The organism is Streptomyces fuscichromogenes (genome assembly GCF_014645815.1).
In the GTDB taxonomy this organism is placed as follows: Bacteria; Actinomycetota; Actinomycetes; order Streptomycetales; family Streptomycetaceae; genus Streptomyces; species Streptomyces fuscichromogenes.
In genome coordinates this window covers 1-14,472 of the sequence record NZ_BMML01000018.1, presented here as the reverse complement: position 1 = coordinate 14,472, position 14,472 = coordinate 1, and the positions used below count along the sequence as shown (strand labels likewise).

Genomic DNA, 14,472 nt, shown 5'->3' with positions numbered 1-14,472 from the left:
CGTACCGCGCCGCACCACGAGAGGAACGCGGATCGCCGCGGTGCCGCCCGGAGCCGTTCCGGCCCGGGGCGGCTGGACGTGCCCCCCTCCGGCGGGCGTGCGAAGGTGGTGTGACCGGGCCCTGCGGCGGGGGCACCCGTGTGGACCGGCACGTCGACCAGCGAGCGCGTCCCTCAAGGCGCCGGGACGCCGGAACGGAACGAACGCTCATGACCAGCGGCTACCCCGGACCGGACGACTACGGACAGGATCCCTTCGGGGAGTTCCTCGCACGCTTCTTCGGCGGCGGCGGTGCCCGCCAGGGGCCCCGGCAGATCGACATCGGCAGGCTGCTCAGCCAGCCGGCCAGGGAGCTGGTCAAGGGCGCCGCCCAGTACGCCGCCGAGCACGGCAGCCGGGACCTCGACACCGAGCACCTGCTGCGCGCGGCGCTCACGGCGGAGCCCACCCGCTCCCTGCTGAGCAGGTCCGGCGCCGATCCCGACTCGCTGGCGACGGAGATCGACGGCCGCGCGGGCCCGGTCCAGCACCCGCCCGGCGAGGCGCCCCCGCCGACCTCGCTCTCCCTCACCCCGGCCGTGAAGCGGGCCCTGCTTGACGCACACGACCTGGCCCGGGCCGGGGGTGCCGGGTACATCGGCCCCGAGCACGTGCTGGGCGCGCTCGCCGCCAACCCGGACTCGGCGGCCGGGCACATCCTGAACGCCGCCCGGTTCGCCGCCGCCGGCCTGCCGCCGGACACCACGGAGACCGACCGCTCGCTGCCCGGCCCGGACACCCGGCGCCGTACCAGCAGCACGCCGACCCTGGACAAGTACGGGCGCGATCTGACCGAGCTGGCCGGTGAGGGCCGGATCGACCCGGTCATCGGCCGCGACGACGAGATCGAGCAGACCATCGAGGTGCTCTCCCGGCGCGGCAAGAACAACCCCGTGCTGATCGGTGACGCCGGTGTCGGCAAGACGGCGATCGTCGAGGGCCTGGCCCAGCGGATCGCCGACGGGGACGTGCCGGACGTGCTGTCGTGCCGCCGGGTGATCGCCCTCGACCTGCCGGGCGTGGTCGCGGGCACCCGTTTCCGGGGCGACTTCGAGGAGCGTCTCAACAACATCGTGAACGAGATCCGCTCGCACTCCGACCAGCTGATCGTCTTCATCGACGAGCTGCACACCGTGGTCGGGGCCGGGGGCGGCGGCGAGGGCGGCGCGATGGACGCGGCCAACATCCTCAAGCCCGCGCTGGCCCGGGGCGAACTGCACGTCGTGGGCGCGACCACCCTGGAGGAGTTCCGCAAGATCGAGAAGGACGCGGCACTGGCCCGCCGCTTCCAGCCGATCCTGGTGCCCGAGCCGACGGTCCCGGACACCATCGAGATCCTGCGCGGCCTGCGCGACCGCTACGAGGCCCACCACCAGGTCCGCTACACCGACGAGGCCCTGGTCGCCGCCGTCGGGCTCTCCGACCGCTACCTCACCGACCGCAGGCTGCCGGACAAGGCGATCGACCTGATCGACCAGGCGGGCGCCCGGGTCCGCCTCGGCGCCCGCACCAAGGGCAGCGACGTACGGGTCATGGAGCGCGAGATAGAGCAGCTCATGCGGGACAAGGACCAGGCGGTCGCCGACGAGCAGTACGAGCGTGCCACGCAACTGCGGGACCGCGTGAGCGAGTTGAAGAGCCGCATCGGCGAACTCTCCGGGGAGGACCAGGCGGACGAGGGGCTGAACCTGGAGGTGACGGCCGAGGCGATCGCCGAGGTGGTCTCCCGGCAGACCGGCATCCCGGTCAGCAGTCTCACCCAGGAGGAGAAGGAACGGCTGCTGGGTCTGGAGGCGCATCTGCACCAGCGGGTCATCGGCCAGGACGAGGCGGTCGCCGCCGTCTCCGAGGCGGTCATGCGCTCCCGTGCCGGTCTCGCGAGCCCCCAGCGCCCGATCGGCAGCTTCCTCTTCCTCGGCCCGACCGGCGTCGGCAAGACCGAACTGGCCCGCGCGCTCGCCGAGGTGCTGTTCGGCAGCGAGGAGCGGATGGTCCGCCTGGACATGAGCGAGTACCAGGAGCGCCACACCGTCTCCCGTCTGGTGGGCGCCCCTCCGGGATACGTCGGCCACGAGGAGGCGGGCCAGCTGACCGAGGTGGTCCGCCGCCACCCGTACTCCCTGCTCCTGCTGGACGAGGTGGAGAAGGCGCACCCGGACGTCTTCAACATCCTGCTCCAGGTCCTGGACGACGGCCGCCTGACCGACTCCCAGGGCCGCACGGTGGACTTCACCAACACGGTCATCGTGATGACGAGCAACCTGGGCTCGGACGCGATCACCAGCCGCGGCGCCGGCATCGGCTTCGGCCCCGGCGGCGAGGAGGCGACCGAGGAGGCCCGTCGCGAACGGGTCCTGCGCCCGCTCCGGGACCACTTCCGCCCGGAGTTCCTCAACCGCATCGACGAGATCGTCGTCTTCCGCCAGCTCACCGGCGAGCAGCTGCGTCAGATCACCGAACTCCTGCTGGAACGCACCCGCCGCATGCTGCACGCCCAGGGCATCACGGCCCACTTCACGGACGCGGCGGTCAACTGGCTGGCGGAACACGGCTACCAGCCGGAGTACGGCGCCCGACCGCTGCGCCGCACCATCCAGAGAGAGGTCGACAACCAGCTCTCCCGGCTGCTTCTCGACGGCACGGTCGCGGAGGGCAGCGACCTGACGGTGGATGTCATCGACGGCCACTTGGAATTCCGGCCGGCCAGGGCACCCCTTTAGGGGCGCGGGACTGTATTCATGTGCGGCTCCGCCGCGTGGGCGCGACCAGCCCCCACGCCCCCGCGGCCCGCGAACTACGGCGCCGGATCCACCACCTGCGCGGACCCTCCACCGCGCCGCACCGTCTCCGCCGCCGCCAGCCACTTCCCACCGGGCAGCCGCTGCACACCCGTCGCCGCCCCGATCTCGGGGTTCAACGAGAACGAGTGCCCGATCGCCTCCAACTTCCCCCGCAGCTCGGCGTCGTTGTACAGCGCCGGCTCCAACTCGGTCTTCGCCGCGTTCCGCTGCGAAGCCCGCGGCGCGGCGATCGCGTCCACCAGCGGCAGATGCCGGTCGAGGAACTCGGTCAGCACCTGGAGCACGGTCGTGATGATGGTCGCGCCACCGGGCGAACCCACGGCGACCACGGGACGGTTCGCCTTGTCGAGCACGATCGTCGGCGAGATGGACGACCGCGGCCGCTTCCCGGGACCGGGCAGGTTCGGGTCGTGCACGGCGGGGTTCGCCGGCGTGAACGAGAAGTCGGTCAGCTCGTTGTTGAGCAGGAACCCCCGCCCCGGCACGGTGATCGCGCTGCCGCCGGTCTGCTCGATGGTCAGCGTGTAGGAGACGACGTTCCCCCACTTGTCGGCGACCGTGAGGTGCGTCGTGTTCTCGCCCTCGTACGTGGTGGGCGCCGCCGTACCCGTCGAACCGGGGTTGTTCGGGTCGCCCGGCGCGACCGGGCTGGTCAGCACCGCGTCGTCGCTGATCAGCTTCGCCCGCTCGTCGGCGTACCGCTGTGACAGCAGCCCCTTCGTCGGCACGTCCTCGAAGGCGGGGTCGCCGACCCAGCGCCCCCGGTCGGCGAACGCGATCCGGCTCGCCTCGATGTAGTGGTGCAGGTACTGCACCTCGCTCGCCTTGGAGAGGTCGGTGTTCTCCAGGATGTTGAGGGCCTCCCCGACCGTCGTGCCACCCGACGAGGACGGCGCGATGGAGTACACCTTCAGCCCGCGGTACCCCGTCTCGGTCGGCGCCTGCAACTTCGCCCGGTAGGCGGCCAGATCCTTCGCGGACAGCTTGCCCGCGCGCGCCTTCCACCCCGAAGCGGGGTCCACCGGCGGGTTGTCGACCGTCGAGACGATGTCCTTGCCGAGGTCGCCCTGGTAGATGTCAGCGATCCCCTTCTTCCCCAACTCCTTGTAGGTCCTGGCGAGTTCTGGGTTCCTGAAGGTGGATCCCACCACCGGCAGCTGCCCGCCCGGCAGGAACAGCTTCGCCGTGTCGGGGAAGTACCGGAACCGGGTCTCGTTCGCGGCGGTCTGCGTCCGGAACGTGTCGTCGACGACGAACCCGTCGCGCGCGATCCGCTCGGCCGGTTTCAGCACCGTACCGAGCCGCTCGGTCCCCCACTGGCTGAGCGCCGTCTGCCAGGTGGCCGGCGTCCCCGGGGTGCCGACGCTCAGTCCGCTGCTCACGGCGTCCGCGAAGGCCAGCGGCTGGCCGTTCTCCACGAACAGGTCGGAGTCGGCGGTCAGCGGCGCGGTCTCGCGCCCGTCGATGGTGTGCACGGTACGGGACTTGGCGTCGTAGTAGACGAAGTAGCCGCCGCCTCCGATGCCGGAGGAGTAGGGCTCGGTGACGCCGAGCGCGGCGGCGGTCGCGACGGCCGCGTCGACCGCGTTGCCGCCCTTGCGGAGCACCTCGATACCGGCCGCGGTGGCGTCCGCGTCGACGCTGGCGACCGCACCTCCGTAGCCGACGGCCACCGGGGTCTTCGCGGTGGTGGTGCCGGGGGCGGGCGGTGCCGCCGCCCCCACCGACACCACGGCGGCCGAGACCGCCAGGACCGTCAGTTTCCGCGCGACAGGGCGACGCATCCGCACCTCCAGTTCCGGAACGTCCGCGCAGCGTATCGACGGGGCCGCACCCCCGACAGCCACATTCAGGGCACGGTCATACGACCGCCACACTTCGAACACGGGTACGTTCCGGCCACCTGTGACCGCTAGCATGCGCGCCCATGAATGACGACCTGCGGAACATTATCCTCGGCGTGGTGGCGGCCGGCATCAGCGCGGCGCTGGGCTGGCTGGCCCGCACTTCCCTGTGGCGCCGCGCCCTGCGCCGCAAGCAGGCGTTCTTCGGGCTGCCGGAGAACTCGGAGTCGCTGCTGGTCGTCAACCGTGATCCGGCCACGTCCGAACCGGCGGTCCACCGTTTCGACGTGTTCGCCCTCCTGGAACTGGCCTCGCTGATCAAGGACTGCGGCGCGAACCTCCAGATGGTGACCCAGGACAACGTCCAGCAGGGCTTCGGCGAGCGGACCGAGTTCTGCGTCGGCGGGCCCGGATCGAATCGCCGCATGCTCGCCCACATGTCCGCGATGCTCCCCGGCGTCCGCGTCAACATCGACCCGGAGCCGGGCCCGGACCGCGGCGCCTTCCAGATCGGCACCGAGCGCTACCGGCTGGATCCGGGCATCACGGAGTACGTGCTGCTGGCCCGGCTCACCGCCGGTCAACGCCCGGACGCGCGCCCGGTGTTCCTCTTCTGCGGGCAGCGCGCGATCACCAACCAGGCGGCCACCCGCTACCTCGCCCGCAACCACGCGCGGCTCGCCCGCAAGCACGGCAACAACTCCTTCGTGCTGCTCCTCAAGGTCGTCAACTCGCAGGCGTACGGCCCTGACGTGGTCGAACTCGTCGAGGACGTCAGCCGGGCCGCCCAGGCGCCGCTGCCGCCCGCCGCGACCGACACCGCGCCCTCCTCGCACCGCGCCTCCTGAATACCTGCACCCTTCAACAATCGTTACTGGCACGTAACTTACCGGCGGGTTACTTACGGTAAGGGGTCGCGGTTACCGTCGGGTCACTTTGCATTGACACGTATGGGGAGTGACCTGTGGGAACCCATCGCAAGGCCCTGCGTACGACCGCCGTGGGCGCCGTCTCCGCGACCCTGATCGCCGGAGGCGTCCTCGGGTTCGCCCCCGCCGCCCAGGCCGCCACCGACGGTGTCCGGTTCGTCGACGTCACCGGCGACGGCGGCACGACGCTCAAGGCGAACGTCGTCATGCCCGCGGGCGCCGACGGCTCACACCGCTACCCCCTGCTCGTCATGCCCACGAGCTGGGGCTTTCCCCAGGTCCAGTACCTGGCCCAGGCCCAGAAGCTCGCCGACTCCGGCTATGTGGTGGTGGCCTACAACGTCCGGGGTTTCTGGCAGTCCGGCGGCGAGATCGAGGTGGCGGGTCCGTCCGATGTGGCCGACGCCTCCAGGGTGATCGACTGGGCGCTCGCCAACACCCCGTCCGACGCCGGGCACATCGGCATGGCGGGCGTGTCGTACGGCGCGGGCATCAGCCTGCTGGCCGCCGCACACGACCAGCGGATCAAGGCGGTCGCCTCGCTCAGCGGCTGGGCCGACCTGATCGACTCGATCTACTCGGGCCGTACGGAGCACGCTCAGGCGACCGCCGTCCTCGACGGCGTCGGCCTCGTCACCGGGCGCCCGAGCGCGGAGACCAGCCAGGCCCTCAAGGACTTCCTCGCCGCCGACCTCTCCAAGGAACAGGAGCTGATCGACTGGGGGCGGAAACGTTCCGCCGCGACCTATGTCGACCAGATCAACAAGAACGGCGCGGCGATCATGCTCGCCAACGCCTGGGGCGACACCATCTTCCCGCCCAACCAGATCGCCGACTTCTACTCCAGGCTGACCGGCCCCAAGCGGCTCGAACTGCGTCCAGGCGACCACGCCACCGCCGAACTGACCGGACTGTTCGGACTGCCCAACGACGTGTGGACGGACACCGAGCGCTGGTTCGACCACTATCTCAAGGGCGAGGACAACGGGATCGACCGCGAGCAGCCCGTGGAGCTCAAGTCCCGTTCCACCGGCGGCTACGAGGGCTACCCGGACTGGAAGTCGGTCGGCGCCACCCGGCGGAAGATCGACCTGGCCGGCACGGCCACCGTGCACGCGAACGTCGACTCGGGCGCGGACGGCGGGACCGTCTTCCTGTCCAGCATCCTCGACCAGGTCGCCCAGCTGCCCCCGGTCGCGTCGATCCCGCTGCTGCCCCGCCGCTGGGCCGCCGTCTGGCAGTCCGAGCGGTACGGCAGCGCCCAGCAGGTACGCGGCACCGCCCGGTTGCACACCACCCTCACCCCGACCGCGGAGAGCGGCACCCTCATCGCCTACCTGTACGACGTGGGGCCGCTCGGCCTCGGCAAGCTGGTCACCAACGCGCCGTACACCTGGCACGGCCGGACGCCCGGCAAGGCGTTCGACGTGGACCTGGACCTGTTCTCCACGGCCTACGACGTGCCCGCCGGGCATCGGCTCGCGCTGGTGGTGGACACCGTGGACCCGCTCTACATCGAGCACAACCCGTCCGGCGCGCAGCTGACCTTCTCCTCGCCGGTGGACGACCCGTCGTACGTGTCCGTCCCGCTGCGCGAGCAGTGATCTCCGGCTGCCGCCGGCCGGGCCTGGCCCTGGCTGCTGCCCCCTACGGCAGCAGCGTCCCCGGTTCGGCCGGTGCCGCCTCGGCGGCCCCGCTCCTGGGACTGTGCCGCTCCCGCCTGGCCACCCAGCCGGCGAACCACGAGAGCGACATGCACATCCCGATGTAGATCGGCGAGATCACCATCACCACAGGGATGAAGGGCAAATCGTAGTCGAGGTTCGACGCGATCAGTTTCCCGGCATGGAGGAACTCCTCGTAGGTGATGAGATAGCCGAGCGAGGTGTCCTTCAGGGCCACCACGAGCTGGCTGATGATGGCCGGCAGCATGGCCCGGACGGCCTGGGGCACCAGGACGTACGTCATGACCTGGGTCTTGCGCATGCCGAGCGCGAACGCGGCCTCCCGCTGGCCGCGTTCGACGCTGTTCACCCCGGAGCGGAACACCTCGGCGAGCACGGAGCCGTTGTAGAGGGTGAGTCCGGCGACCAGGGCGGGCAGCGGATGCACCTTCAGCGCCACGAAGACGAAGAAGATCATCACCAGCACGGGCATGGCACGGAAGAACTCGACGACGACGGTGGCGAGCAGTCGCACCGGCCGGTGCTCGGAGAGCCGTCCGGTGGCCAGCAGCCCGCCCAGCGCGAGGGAGAGGACGGCTGCCGTCGCGAAGGCCCTGAGCGTGTTGCCGAGTCCTCGCAGGAGGAGTTCCTGGATTCCCTGGTAGGCGAAGGGCATCCACTTCGTGTACGTGAACTGGCCGGTGTCGAAGAGGAGATACAGGATCCAGCCGAGCAGGGCGAGGATGACGGCCGTCGCCAGGGCGCCGTAGGCCGTGTGCCGTCTCCTGGCCGCGGGGCCGGGGATGTCGTAGAGCGCGCTGGACTCGCTCATCGAGCGACTCCCCACGCGCGCTCCATCAGGTGGAACAGGGCGCTGATGGCGAGGGTGATGATCAGGTAGCCGACCGCGATCCAGACGAAGGTCCAGACGATGTTGTAGCCGAGCTCGCTCAGCGTCCGGTAGGTGCCGAGGAGTTCGGTGACACTGAAGGCGCCCGCGATCGCGGAGTTCTTGGCGAGCGCGATGAGGGTGGAGCCGACCGGTGGGATGACCGACCGGAACGCCTGGGGCAGGATCACCAGTTGGAGCGTCTGCCCGAAGGTCATGCCCAGGCTGCGGGCCGCCTCGCCCTGGCCCCTGGGCACGGTGTTGATGCCGGAGCGCAGCGCCTCGCAGACGAAGGCGGAGGTGTAGCAGCCGAGGGCGAGGACCGCGAACACCTTGAAGGGCAGAACCAGTCCGAACCGGGGCAGGCCCAGCAGCACCGCGAAGAACAGCAGGGTGAGCGGGGTGTTGCGGAGCACGGTGACCCAGGCGGTGCCGAAGATGCGCAGCGAACCGACGGGCGCGACCCGGAAGGACGCCATCAGGAAGCCGAGGACCAGGGCCAGCACCGAGGAGTAGACGGTCAGTTCGAGCGTGCCGAGGAAACCCTCGGCGTACGTGTGGAAGTTGTCTGTCAGTACGTTCATCCCGTCCTCGCTCAGCTCGCGGGATAGCGGTCGATCGGGGGCGGCTTCGGGGCGGGCACACCGGACAGGCCGAGCGTCGCCTCGTACGCCTTCTTCCAGTCGCCGTTCCTCTCACGTGCCTCCAGTGCGTCGTCCATCGCGAAGCGCAGGGCGGTGTCGCCGCGGGGGACGCCGATGCCGTACGGCTCCCTGGAGAAGGGCCTGCCCACGACCTTGAGTTCGCCGGGGGCCTTCGCCGCGTAGCCGATGAGGATGGCGTCGTCGGTGGTGACGGCGTCGACCTGGTAGGTGAGCAGGTTGTCGACGCAGACGGAGTAGGTGTCGTAGGCGATCAGGACCGCCTTCGGGTACTCGGCCCTGATCCGCTGGTACGGCGTGGAGCCGGCCGCCGAGCAGACGCGTTTGCCGGCGAGGTCCCGGGGGCCGTGGATGTCGGTCTCGTCGCGGCGGACGAGGAGGGACTGGCCCGCCAGGTAGTAGGGCCCGGCGAACCCCACGAGCTTCTTGCGGTTGTCGTTGATGGTGTAGGTGCCGACGTAGTAGTCGATCTGGCCGTTCTGGAGGGCGGTCTCGCGGTTGGCGGAGGCGATGGTCCGGAAGCGGATCGTCTTCGGGGCGAGGCCGAGGGAGGCGGACATCATCCTGGCGATCTCGATGTCGAAGCCCGAGTAGACGCCGGTGGCCGGGTCCCGTTCACCGAGGTAGGGCTGGTCCTCCTTGGCGCCGACGACGAAGTAGCCGCGCTTCTTCGCCCGGGTCCAGGTGGGGGAAGCGGGCAGTCGGAAGCCCTGCGCGACCTGGTACACGGGGAGCCGGTCGGCCGCGGGGCCCTTCCGCGGCGGGCTGCCCGCCCTGCCGCAGCCGACCAGGCCGAATCCGGCGCCGACGCCGGTGACCAGCGCGGCGAGCAGGGCCAGGGCGGCGCGCACCCGGCGGACAGGCGCACCGGGGACGGACGCACGGGGAACAGGCACACGGAGGACGGGCACACGGGTGGTACGGATCATCGCAGGTGCCCCCGCTCAGTGCTTGAGGATCTTGGACAGGAAGTCCCTGGCCCGGTCGCTGCGCGGGGCGGTGAAGAACTCCTCCGGGGCGCGGTCCTCGACGATGCGGCCGTCGGCCATGAAGACCACCCGGTTCGCGGCCGAGCGGGCGAAGCCCATCTCATGGGTGACGACGACCATGGTCATGCCGTCCCGGGCCAGCTGCCGCATGACCTCAAGCACCTCGTTGATCATCTCGGGGTCGAGGGCGGAGGTGGGCTCGTCGAAGAGAAGGGCCTTGGGTTCCATGGCGAGGGCGCGGGCGATGGCCACCCGCTGCTGCTGGCCGCCGGAGAGCTGAGCGGGGTACTTCCCGGCCTGCGCCGACAGGCCCACTCGGTCGAGGAGTTCACGTGAGCGCCGGTCGGCCTGGTCCTTCCTGCGCCCGCGCACCTTGATCTGGGCGAGGGAGACGTTCTGGAGGACCGTCTTGTGGGCGAACAGGTTGAAGGACTGGAAGACCATGCCGACCTCGGCGCGGAGCTTCGCGAGGGCCCTGCCCTCCTGGGGCAGCGGCTGTCCGTCGAGGGTGATCGTGCCGGACTCGATGGTCTCCAGGCGGTTGATCGTCCGGCACAGCGTCGACTTTCCCGACCCCGAGGGGCCGATGACCACGACCACTTCCCCCTTGCCGACGGTGAGATCGACGTCCTGGAGGACATGGAGCTCGCCGTAGTACTTGTTGACGTCCCGCAGTTCGATCAGAGGATCGACGGCCATACGCAGCCCTACCCACTCTCAGCCGTGCCGTGGTCGCCGCAAACTATCCAGCCGCGGAAGGACTCAACGCACGACACGCACTTTTCGGGTATTAGCCGTATTTACACCGTCTTTATAGCCGGGCGGCCGCCGTTCAGACCTCGGCGACCTCCGCGTAGAGCTGCGAGAGTTCGGGCACCCCGCTCGCGGCCCAGTCGTGACCGGACCCGACGACCTCGAACTCCCGCCCGGACGCGAGCCGGACGACCGGCTCCCCGTCCGCCCGGATCTCCCACTCGGCGCCGGGCACCGTCCGGGTCAGGACGGTGCCCAGGTACAGGCCGGCGTCGGTGCCGAGCCAGGTCAGGGTCTCCTCGTCGTCCCGCCAGCGCGGGAGCAGCTGGTCGAGGGCCTCCAACGAGGCCGGGGTGTCGTCGAGCGCGACGCCCTCCTCGGCCGCCTGGGCGCGCAGCAGCTCGCACTCGGCGAGCAGATCGGGGTCGGCGGTGTGCGGGACGTCAACGGTCTGGCCGTGCCTGTTACCCAGGAAGGGGATGTTCATGGTTCCAGGTTGACACTCAGACCTCCAGGTCCACCACTACCGGAGCATGATCGGACGCGCCCTTGCCCTTGCGCTCCTCGCGGTCGACGTAGGCGTCCGAGACGGCCTTGGCGAACGGCTCGTTGCCGTACACCAGGTCGATGCGCATGCCGCGGTTCTTGGGGAAGCCGAGCTGGCGGTAGTCCCAGTAGGTGAACGGGTGGTCGTACTTGAGCGGGCGCGGGACGACGTCGGAGAGGCCGGCCTCGCGCAGGGAGGCGAGGGCCGCGCGCTCGGCCGGGGTGACATGGGTGAGGCCCTCGAAGGCGGCCGTGTCGAAGACGTCGTCGTCGGTCGGCGCCACGTTGTAGTCACCGAGGACGGCGAACGGGCGACCGCCGCCCGCGTCCCCGGCCACGGCCGCCTTCAACGCCTCGAACCACTGGAGCTTGTAGGCGTAGTGCGGGTGGTCCACCTCGCGGCCGTTGGGCACGTACACCGACCAGACCCGGACCGGGCCGCAGGTCGCCGAGACCGCGCGCGGCTCCACACCGCCGTCGTAGCCGGGGTCGCCGGGCAGCCCCTTGACGACGTCCGCCAGGCCGACCTTCGACAGCACCGCCACGCCGTTCCACCGGCCGGTCGCGTTCACCGCCGCCTCGTAGCCCAGCTCGCGCAGTTGCTCGAACGGGAACTGCTCCTCGGCGACCTTGGCCTCCTGGAGGCAGAGCACGTCGGTGCCGCTGCTCTCCAGCCAGGCGAGAAGCCTCGGCAGGCGGGCGGTGATCGAGTTCACGTTCCAGGTCGCGATGCGCATGCCCCACAACCTACCGGGCCCCTCTGACAACCGGCCTCAGACGTCCGCCGAGGCCCCCGGCGCCAGCCGCTGGTGGTCCGCACCGCCGAGGGCGCCGATCTGGCGGTCGTAGATCGGCCGGGCCAGGTCGGTCAGCAGCGCGTCGTGGATGTCGTAGGCGCGCTGTGGCTTCACCTCGCGGACGTAGTCGATGACCTCGGAGATCTTGTTCCAGGGAGCCATCACGGGAAGCATCAGGGTCTCGACGGGGTGGTCCGGGACGGTGAGGGCGTCGCCCGGGTGGAAGACCCTGCCGCCGTCGATCAGGTAGCCGACGTTGGTGATGCGCGGGATGTCCGGGTGGATCACCGCGTGCAGTTCGCCGTGCACCTGGACGTCGAAACCGGCGGCGGTGAAGGTGTCGCCGTGGCCGACGGTGTGCACCCGGCCCGGGAAGGCCGCGGCGAGCTGGTCGGCGACGGACTTCAGCGTCCAGATCTCGGCGGCCGGGTCGGCGTCCAGCGCGGCCCGCAGCCGGTCCTCGTCGAAGTGGTCGGGGTGCTCGTGGGTGATCAGGATCGCCTGGGCGCCGACGGCCGCGTCCTCCTCGCTGAACCCGCCGGGGTCGAGGACGAGCACACGCCCGTCCTTCTCCAGGCGCACACACGCATGGGACTTCTTGGTGAGCTTCATGACCACCATCCTGCCCCCGAACCGCCCCCGGCCTCCGACGTCCCCCGGATCGCCGACGCTCCTCAGGGGCCTCGGCGGTCCTCCGGTCGTCGGTGTTCCCAGGGGCTCGTCGGCATTCCCGGGGGCTCCGGCGGTGCCCCCGGGTTCCCGGCGGTCCCCTGTCGTCGGTGTTCCCGGGTCCTCGGCGGTCCCCCGGTCGTCGGCGTTCCCAGGGTCCCTGGCGGTCCCCAGGTCCCTGGCGGTCCTCCGGCCCCCGGCAGCCCCTCCAGCCCCCGGCAGCCCCTCCGGCCCTCGGCCGCCCCTGCGGCCGCGGGAGTCCCTCGCCTCTCGCAGTCCTTCAGCTCTCGGGAGTGGTCTCCTCGCGGATGACCTGCTGGGCCACCCGGAACGCGCTGTTCGCGGCCGGCACCCCGCAGTACACCGCCGCCTGGAGCAGCACTTCCTTGATCTCGTCCGGGGTGAGGCCGTTGCGCAGCGCCGCGCGGACGTGGAAGCCCAGCTCCTCCAGGTGGCCGCCGGCGACCAGCGCGGTGATCGTGACACAGCTGCGCGAGCGTCGGTCGAGTCCGGGCCGGTCCCAGATCTCGCCCCACGCGTAGCGGGTGACGAACTCCTGGAAGTCCCCGGAGAACTCGTCGGCCCGCGCCAGCGCCTGGTCCACATGGGCGTCCCCGAGCACTTCCCGGCGGACCTTCAGCCCCGCGTCGTACGGGTCGGGCCGCCCGAACGGCTGCGGCGGTACGACCGGCGGGGCGATCTCGGCGATCGGCATGACCTGGGGAGCGAACTGCGGCACGGCCTGCGGGGCGGCCGTCAGGACCGGCTTGACCGGGGCGGCCGGGATGGCCATCTGGCCGGTGGTGGAGTCGTAGGCGGGCTGCCAGGCGGTGGAGAAGTGCCGTACCAGCAGGTCGGTGACGGCGACGGGCTGTTCGACCGGGACCAGATGGGAGGCGCCGGGTACCACCGCGAGCCGGGCGTCCGGGATCCCGGCGACCAGGGTGCGGGCCTCGGCGGGGCCGGTGATCTGGTCGTCGGAGCCGACCAGCACGAGCGTGGGGACGCCGGTCCGGGCGAGTTCGTGCCGTACGTCGAAGCCCGCCAGCGCCTCGCAGGCGGCTATGTAGCAGCCGGGGTCGGTGGTGCGGACCATCTGGACGGCCCACTCGGTGATCGCGGGCTGGGCGGCGGCGAACCCGCTGGTGAACCAGCGCTCGGGCGAGGTCCGGGCGATCGGGTCGAGGCCGTTCGTCCGGACTATCACGCCCCGCTGCCGGAACTCGTCCGCCGTCCCGAACCGGGGCGAGGTGGCGACCAGCGCCAGCGAGGCGATCCGCTCCGGGTGCCGCAGGGCCAGCTCGACGCCGACGGCGCCGCCGAGCGCGCAGCCCGCGTAGCCGAAGCGCTGCACGCCGAAGGAGTCCAGCGTGGCCAGCAGCCGTGCGGTCAGCTCGGCCACGGAACCGACCGGGTGCGCCGGCGCACCACCGTGCCCGGGCAGGTCGTACCGGAAGATCCGCCACTGCTGGACCAGCTCCGGTATCTGCCGGTCCCACATGTGCCATGTGGTACCCAGGGAGGGACCCAGGATCAGGACCGGTGCGTCTTCTGGCCCGTCAAAGCGGTATTGCAGGGTGTTCGGTGGTGTCTCGCTCACCCGTCCGAGCCTCTCATCTGTCACGAGATGTCACATCGCCGGGGTGAATCTAGTGCTCTGACCGGGAAGGTTCGCCGGGGCGGCAGCTTCGCCTCGATAGTCTGCACGGCGTGATCGACTCATACGCGAGCTCCGACGATGCCGCAGTCGCGATAGCCGGGGCGCGGGCTGGCGCGGACGTGGTCCGCAGCATGTATGGCCAGCGGCTCAGCCGCATCGACAAGAGTGCCGGGGACTTTGCTACCGCCGCCGATGTGGAGGCAGAGAAGACGATCCTCGGCGTCATCCGT

General features: G+C 70.8%; 12 protein-coding genes and 1 pseudogene. 4 read left to right on the top strand and 9 right to left on the bottom strand.

Annotation, left to right across the window (positions count from 1 at the left end; all coding sequences use genetic code 11):
- Window positions 1-209 precede the first annotated feature (209 nt).
- Window positions 210-2,759, top strand: coding sequence for an ATP-dependent Clp protease ATP-binding subunit (locus tag IEZ11_RS32570; RefSeq protein ID WP_189266546.1), 2,550 nt, complete (start codon window positions 210-212; stop codon window positions 2,757-2,759).
- Window positions 2,760-2,833: 74 nt separating this feature from the next.
- On the opposite strand, the gene ggt is transcribed toward IEZ11_RS32570, so the two are convergent.
- The gene (gene ggt / locus IEZ11_RS32565) at window positions 2,834-4,624 is read right to left on the bottom strand and encodes a gamma-glutamyltransferase (protein WP_189266545.1); all 1,791 of its coding nucleotides are present in this window, start codon (window positions 4,622-4,624) and stop codon (window positions 2,834-2,836) included.
- 143 nt (window positions 4,625-4,767) lie between these two features.
- Between ggt and IEZ11_RS32560 the strand changes: the two genes are divergently transcribed.
- Together IEZ11_RS32560 and IEZ11_RS32555 are read left to right on the top strand one after the other, a co-directional pair.
- Window positions 4,768-5,532 (top strand): hypothetical protein, encoded by a 765-nt coding sequence (locus IEZ11_RS32560; RefSeq protein ID WP_189266544.1) that lies wholly within the window; start codon window positions 4,768-4,770, stop codon window positions 5,530-5,532.
- A gap of 116 nt (window positions 5,533-5,648) precedes the next feature.
- Window positions 5,649-7,217, top strand: a complete 1,569-nt coding sequence (locus IEZ11_RS32555; RefSeq protein ID WP_189266543.1) for a CocE/NonD family hydrolase — start codon at window positions 5,649-5,651, stop codon at window positions 7,215-7,217.
- Window positions 7,218-7,260: 43 nt separating this feature from the next.
- On the opposite strand, the gene IEZ11_RS32550 is transcribed toward IEZ11_RS32555, so the two are convergent.
- The 8 genes from IEZ11_RS32550 to pcaDC form a co-directional block, all read right to left on the bottom strand.
- Window positions 7,261-8,109 carry an amino acid ABC transporter permease gene (locus tag IEZ11_RS32550; RefSeq protein WP_189266542.1) on the bottom strand — a complete coding sequence of 283 codons (849 nt, stop codon included), beginning with the start codon at window positions 8,107-8,109 and terminating at the stop codon, window positions 7,261-7,263.
- Complete coding sequence (locus tag IEZ11_RS32545; RefSeq protein ID WP_189266541.1) at window positions 8,106-8,750, bottom strand: amino acid ABC transporter permease; 645 nt, start codon at window positions 8,748-8,750, stop codon at window positions 8,106-8,108. The genes IEZ11_RS32550 and IEZ11_RS32545 overlap by 4 nt, the downstream gene beginning before the upstream one ends.
- A gap of 11 nt (window positions 8,751-8,761) precedes the next feature.
- The gene (locus tag IEZ11_RS32540; RefSeq protein WP_373295008.1) at window positions 8,762-9,667 is read right to left on the bottom strand and encodes a glutamate ABC transporter substrate-binding protein; all 906 of its coding nucleotides are present in this window, start codon (window positions 9,665-9,667) and stop codon (window positions 8,762-8,764) included.
- A gap of 105 nt (window positions 9,668-9,772) precedes the next feature.
- The gene (locus tag IEZ11_RS32535; protein WP_189266539.1) at window positions 9,773-10,516 is read right to left on the bottom strand and encodes an amino acid ABC transporter ATP-binding protein; all 744 of its coding nucleotides are present in this window, start codon (window positions 10,514-10,516) and stop codon (window positions 9,773-9,775) included.
- 133 nt (window positions 10,517-10,649) lie between these two features.
- Window positions 10,650-11,057, bottom strand: a complete 408-nt coding sequence (locus tag IEZ11_RS32530) for a DUF6278 family protein (protein WP_189266538.1) — start codon at window positions 11,055-11,057, stop codon at window positions 10,650-10,652.
- Window positions 11,058-11,073: 16 nt separating this feature from the next.
- Window positions 11,074-11,853, bottom strand: coding sequence for an exodeoxyribonuclease III (locus IEZ11_RS32525; protein WP_189266537.1), 780 nt, complete (start codon window positions 11,851-11,853; stop codon window positions 11,074-11,076).
- Window positions 11,854-11,889: 36 nt separating this feature from the next.
- On the bottom strand, window positions 11,890-12,525 hold the full coding sequence (locus tag IEZ11_RS32520; protein ID WP_189266536.1) for an MBL fold metallo-hydrolase: 636 nt from the start codon (window positions 12,523-12,525) through the stop codon (window positions 11,890-11,892).
- A gap of 337 nt (window positions 12,526-12,862) precedes the next feature.
- Entirely contained in the window at window positions 12,863-14,182 is a 1,320-nt protein-coding gene (gene pcaDC / locus IEZ11_RS32515; protein WP_189266535.1) for a bifunctional 3-oxoadipate enol-lactonase/4-carboxymuconolactone decarboxylase PcaDC, read from the bottom strand.
- 110 nt (window positions 14,183-14,292) lie between these two features.
- Between pcaDC and IEZ11_RS32510 the strand changes: the two are divergent.
- Window positions 14,293-14,472: pseudogene (locus IEZ11_RS32510) on the top strand (inositol monophosphatase family protein); the annotation flags it as partial.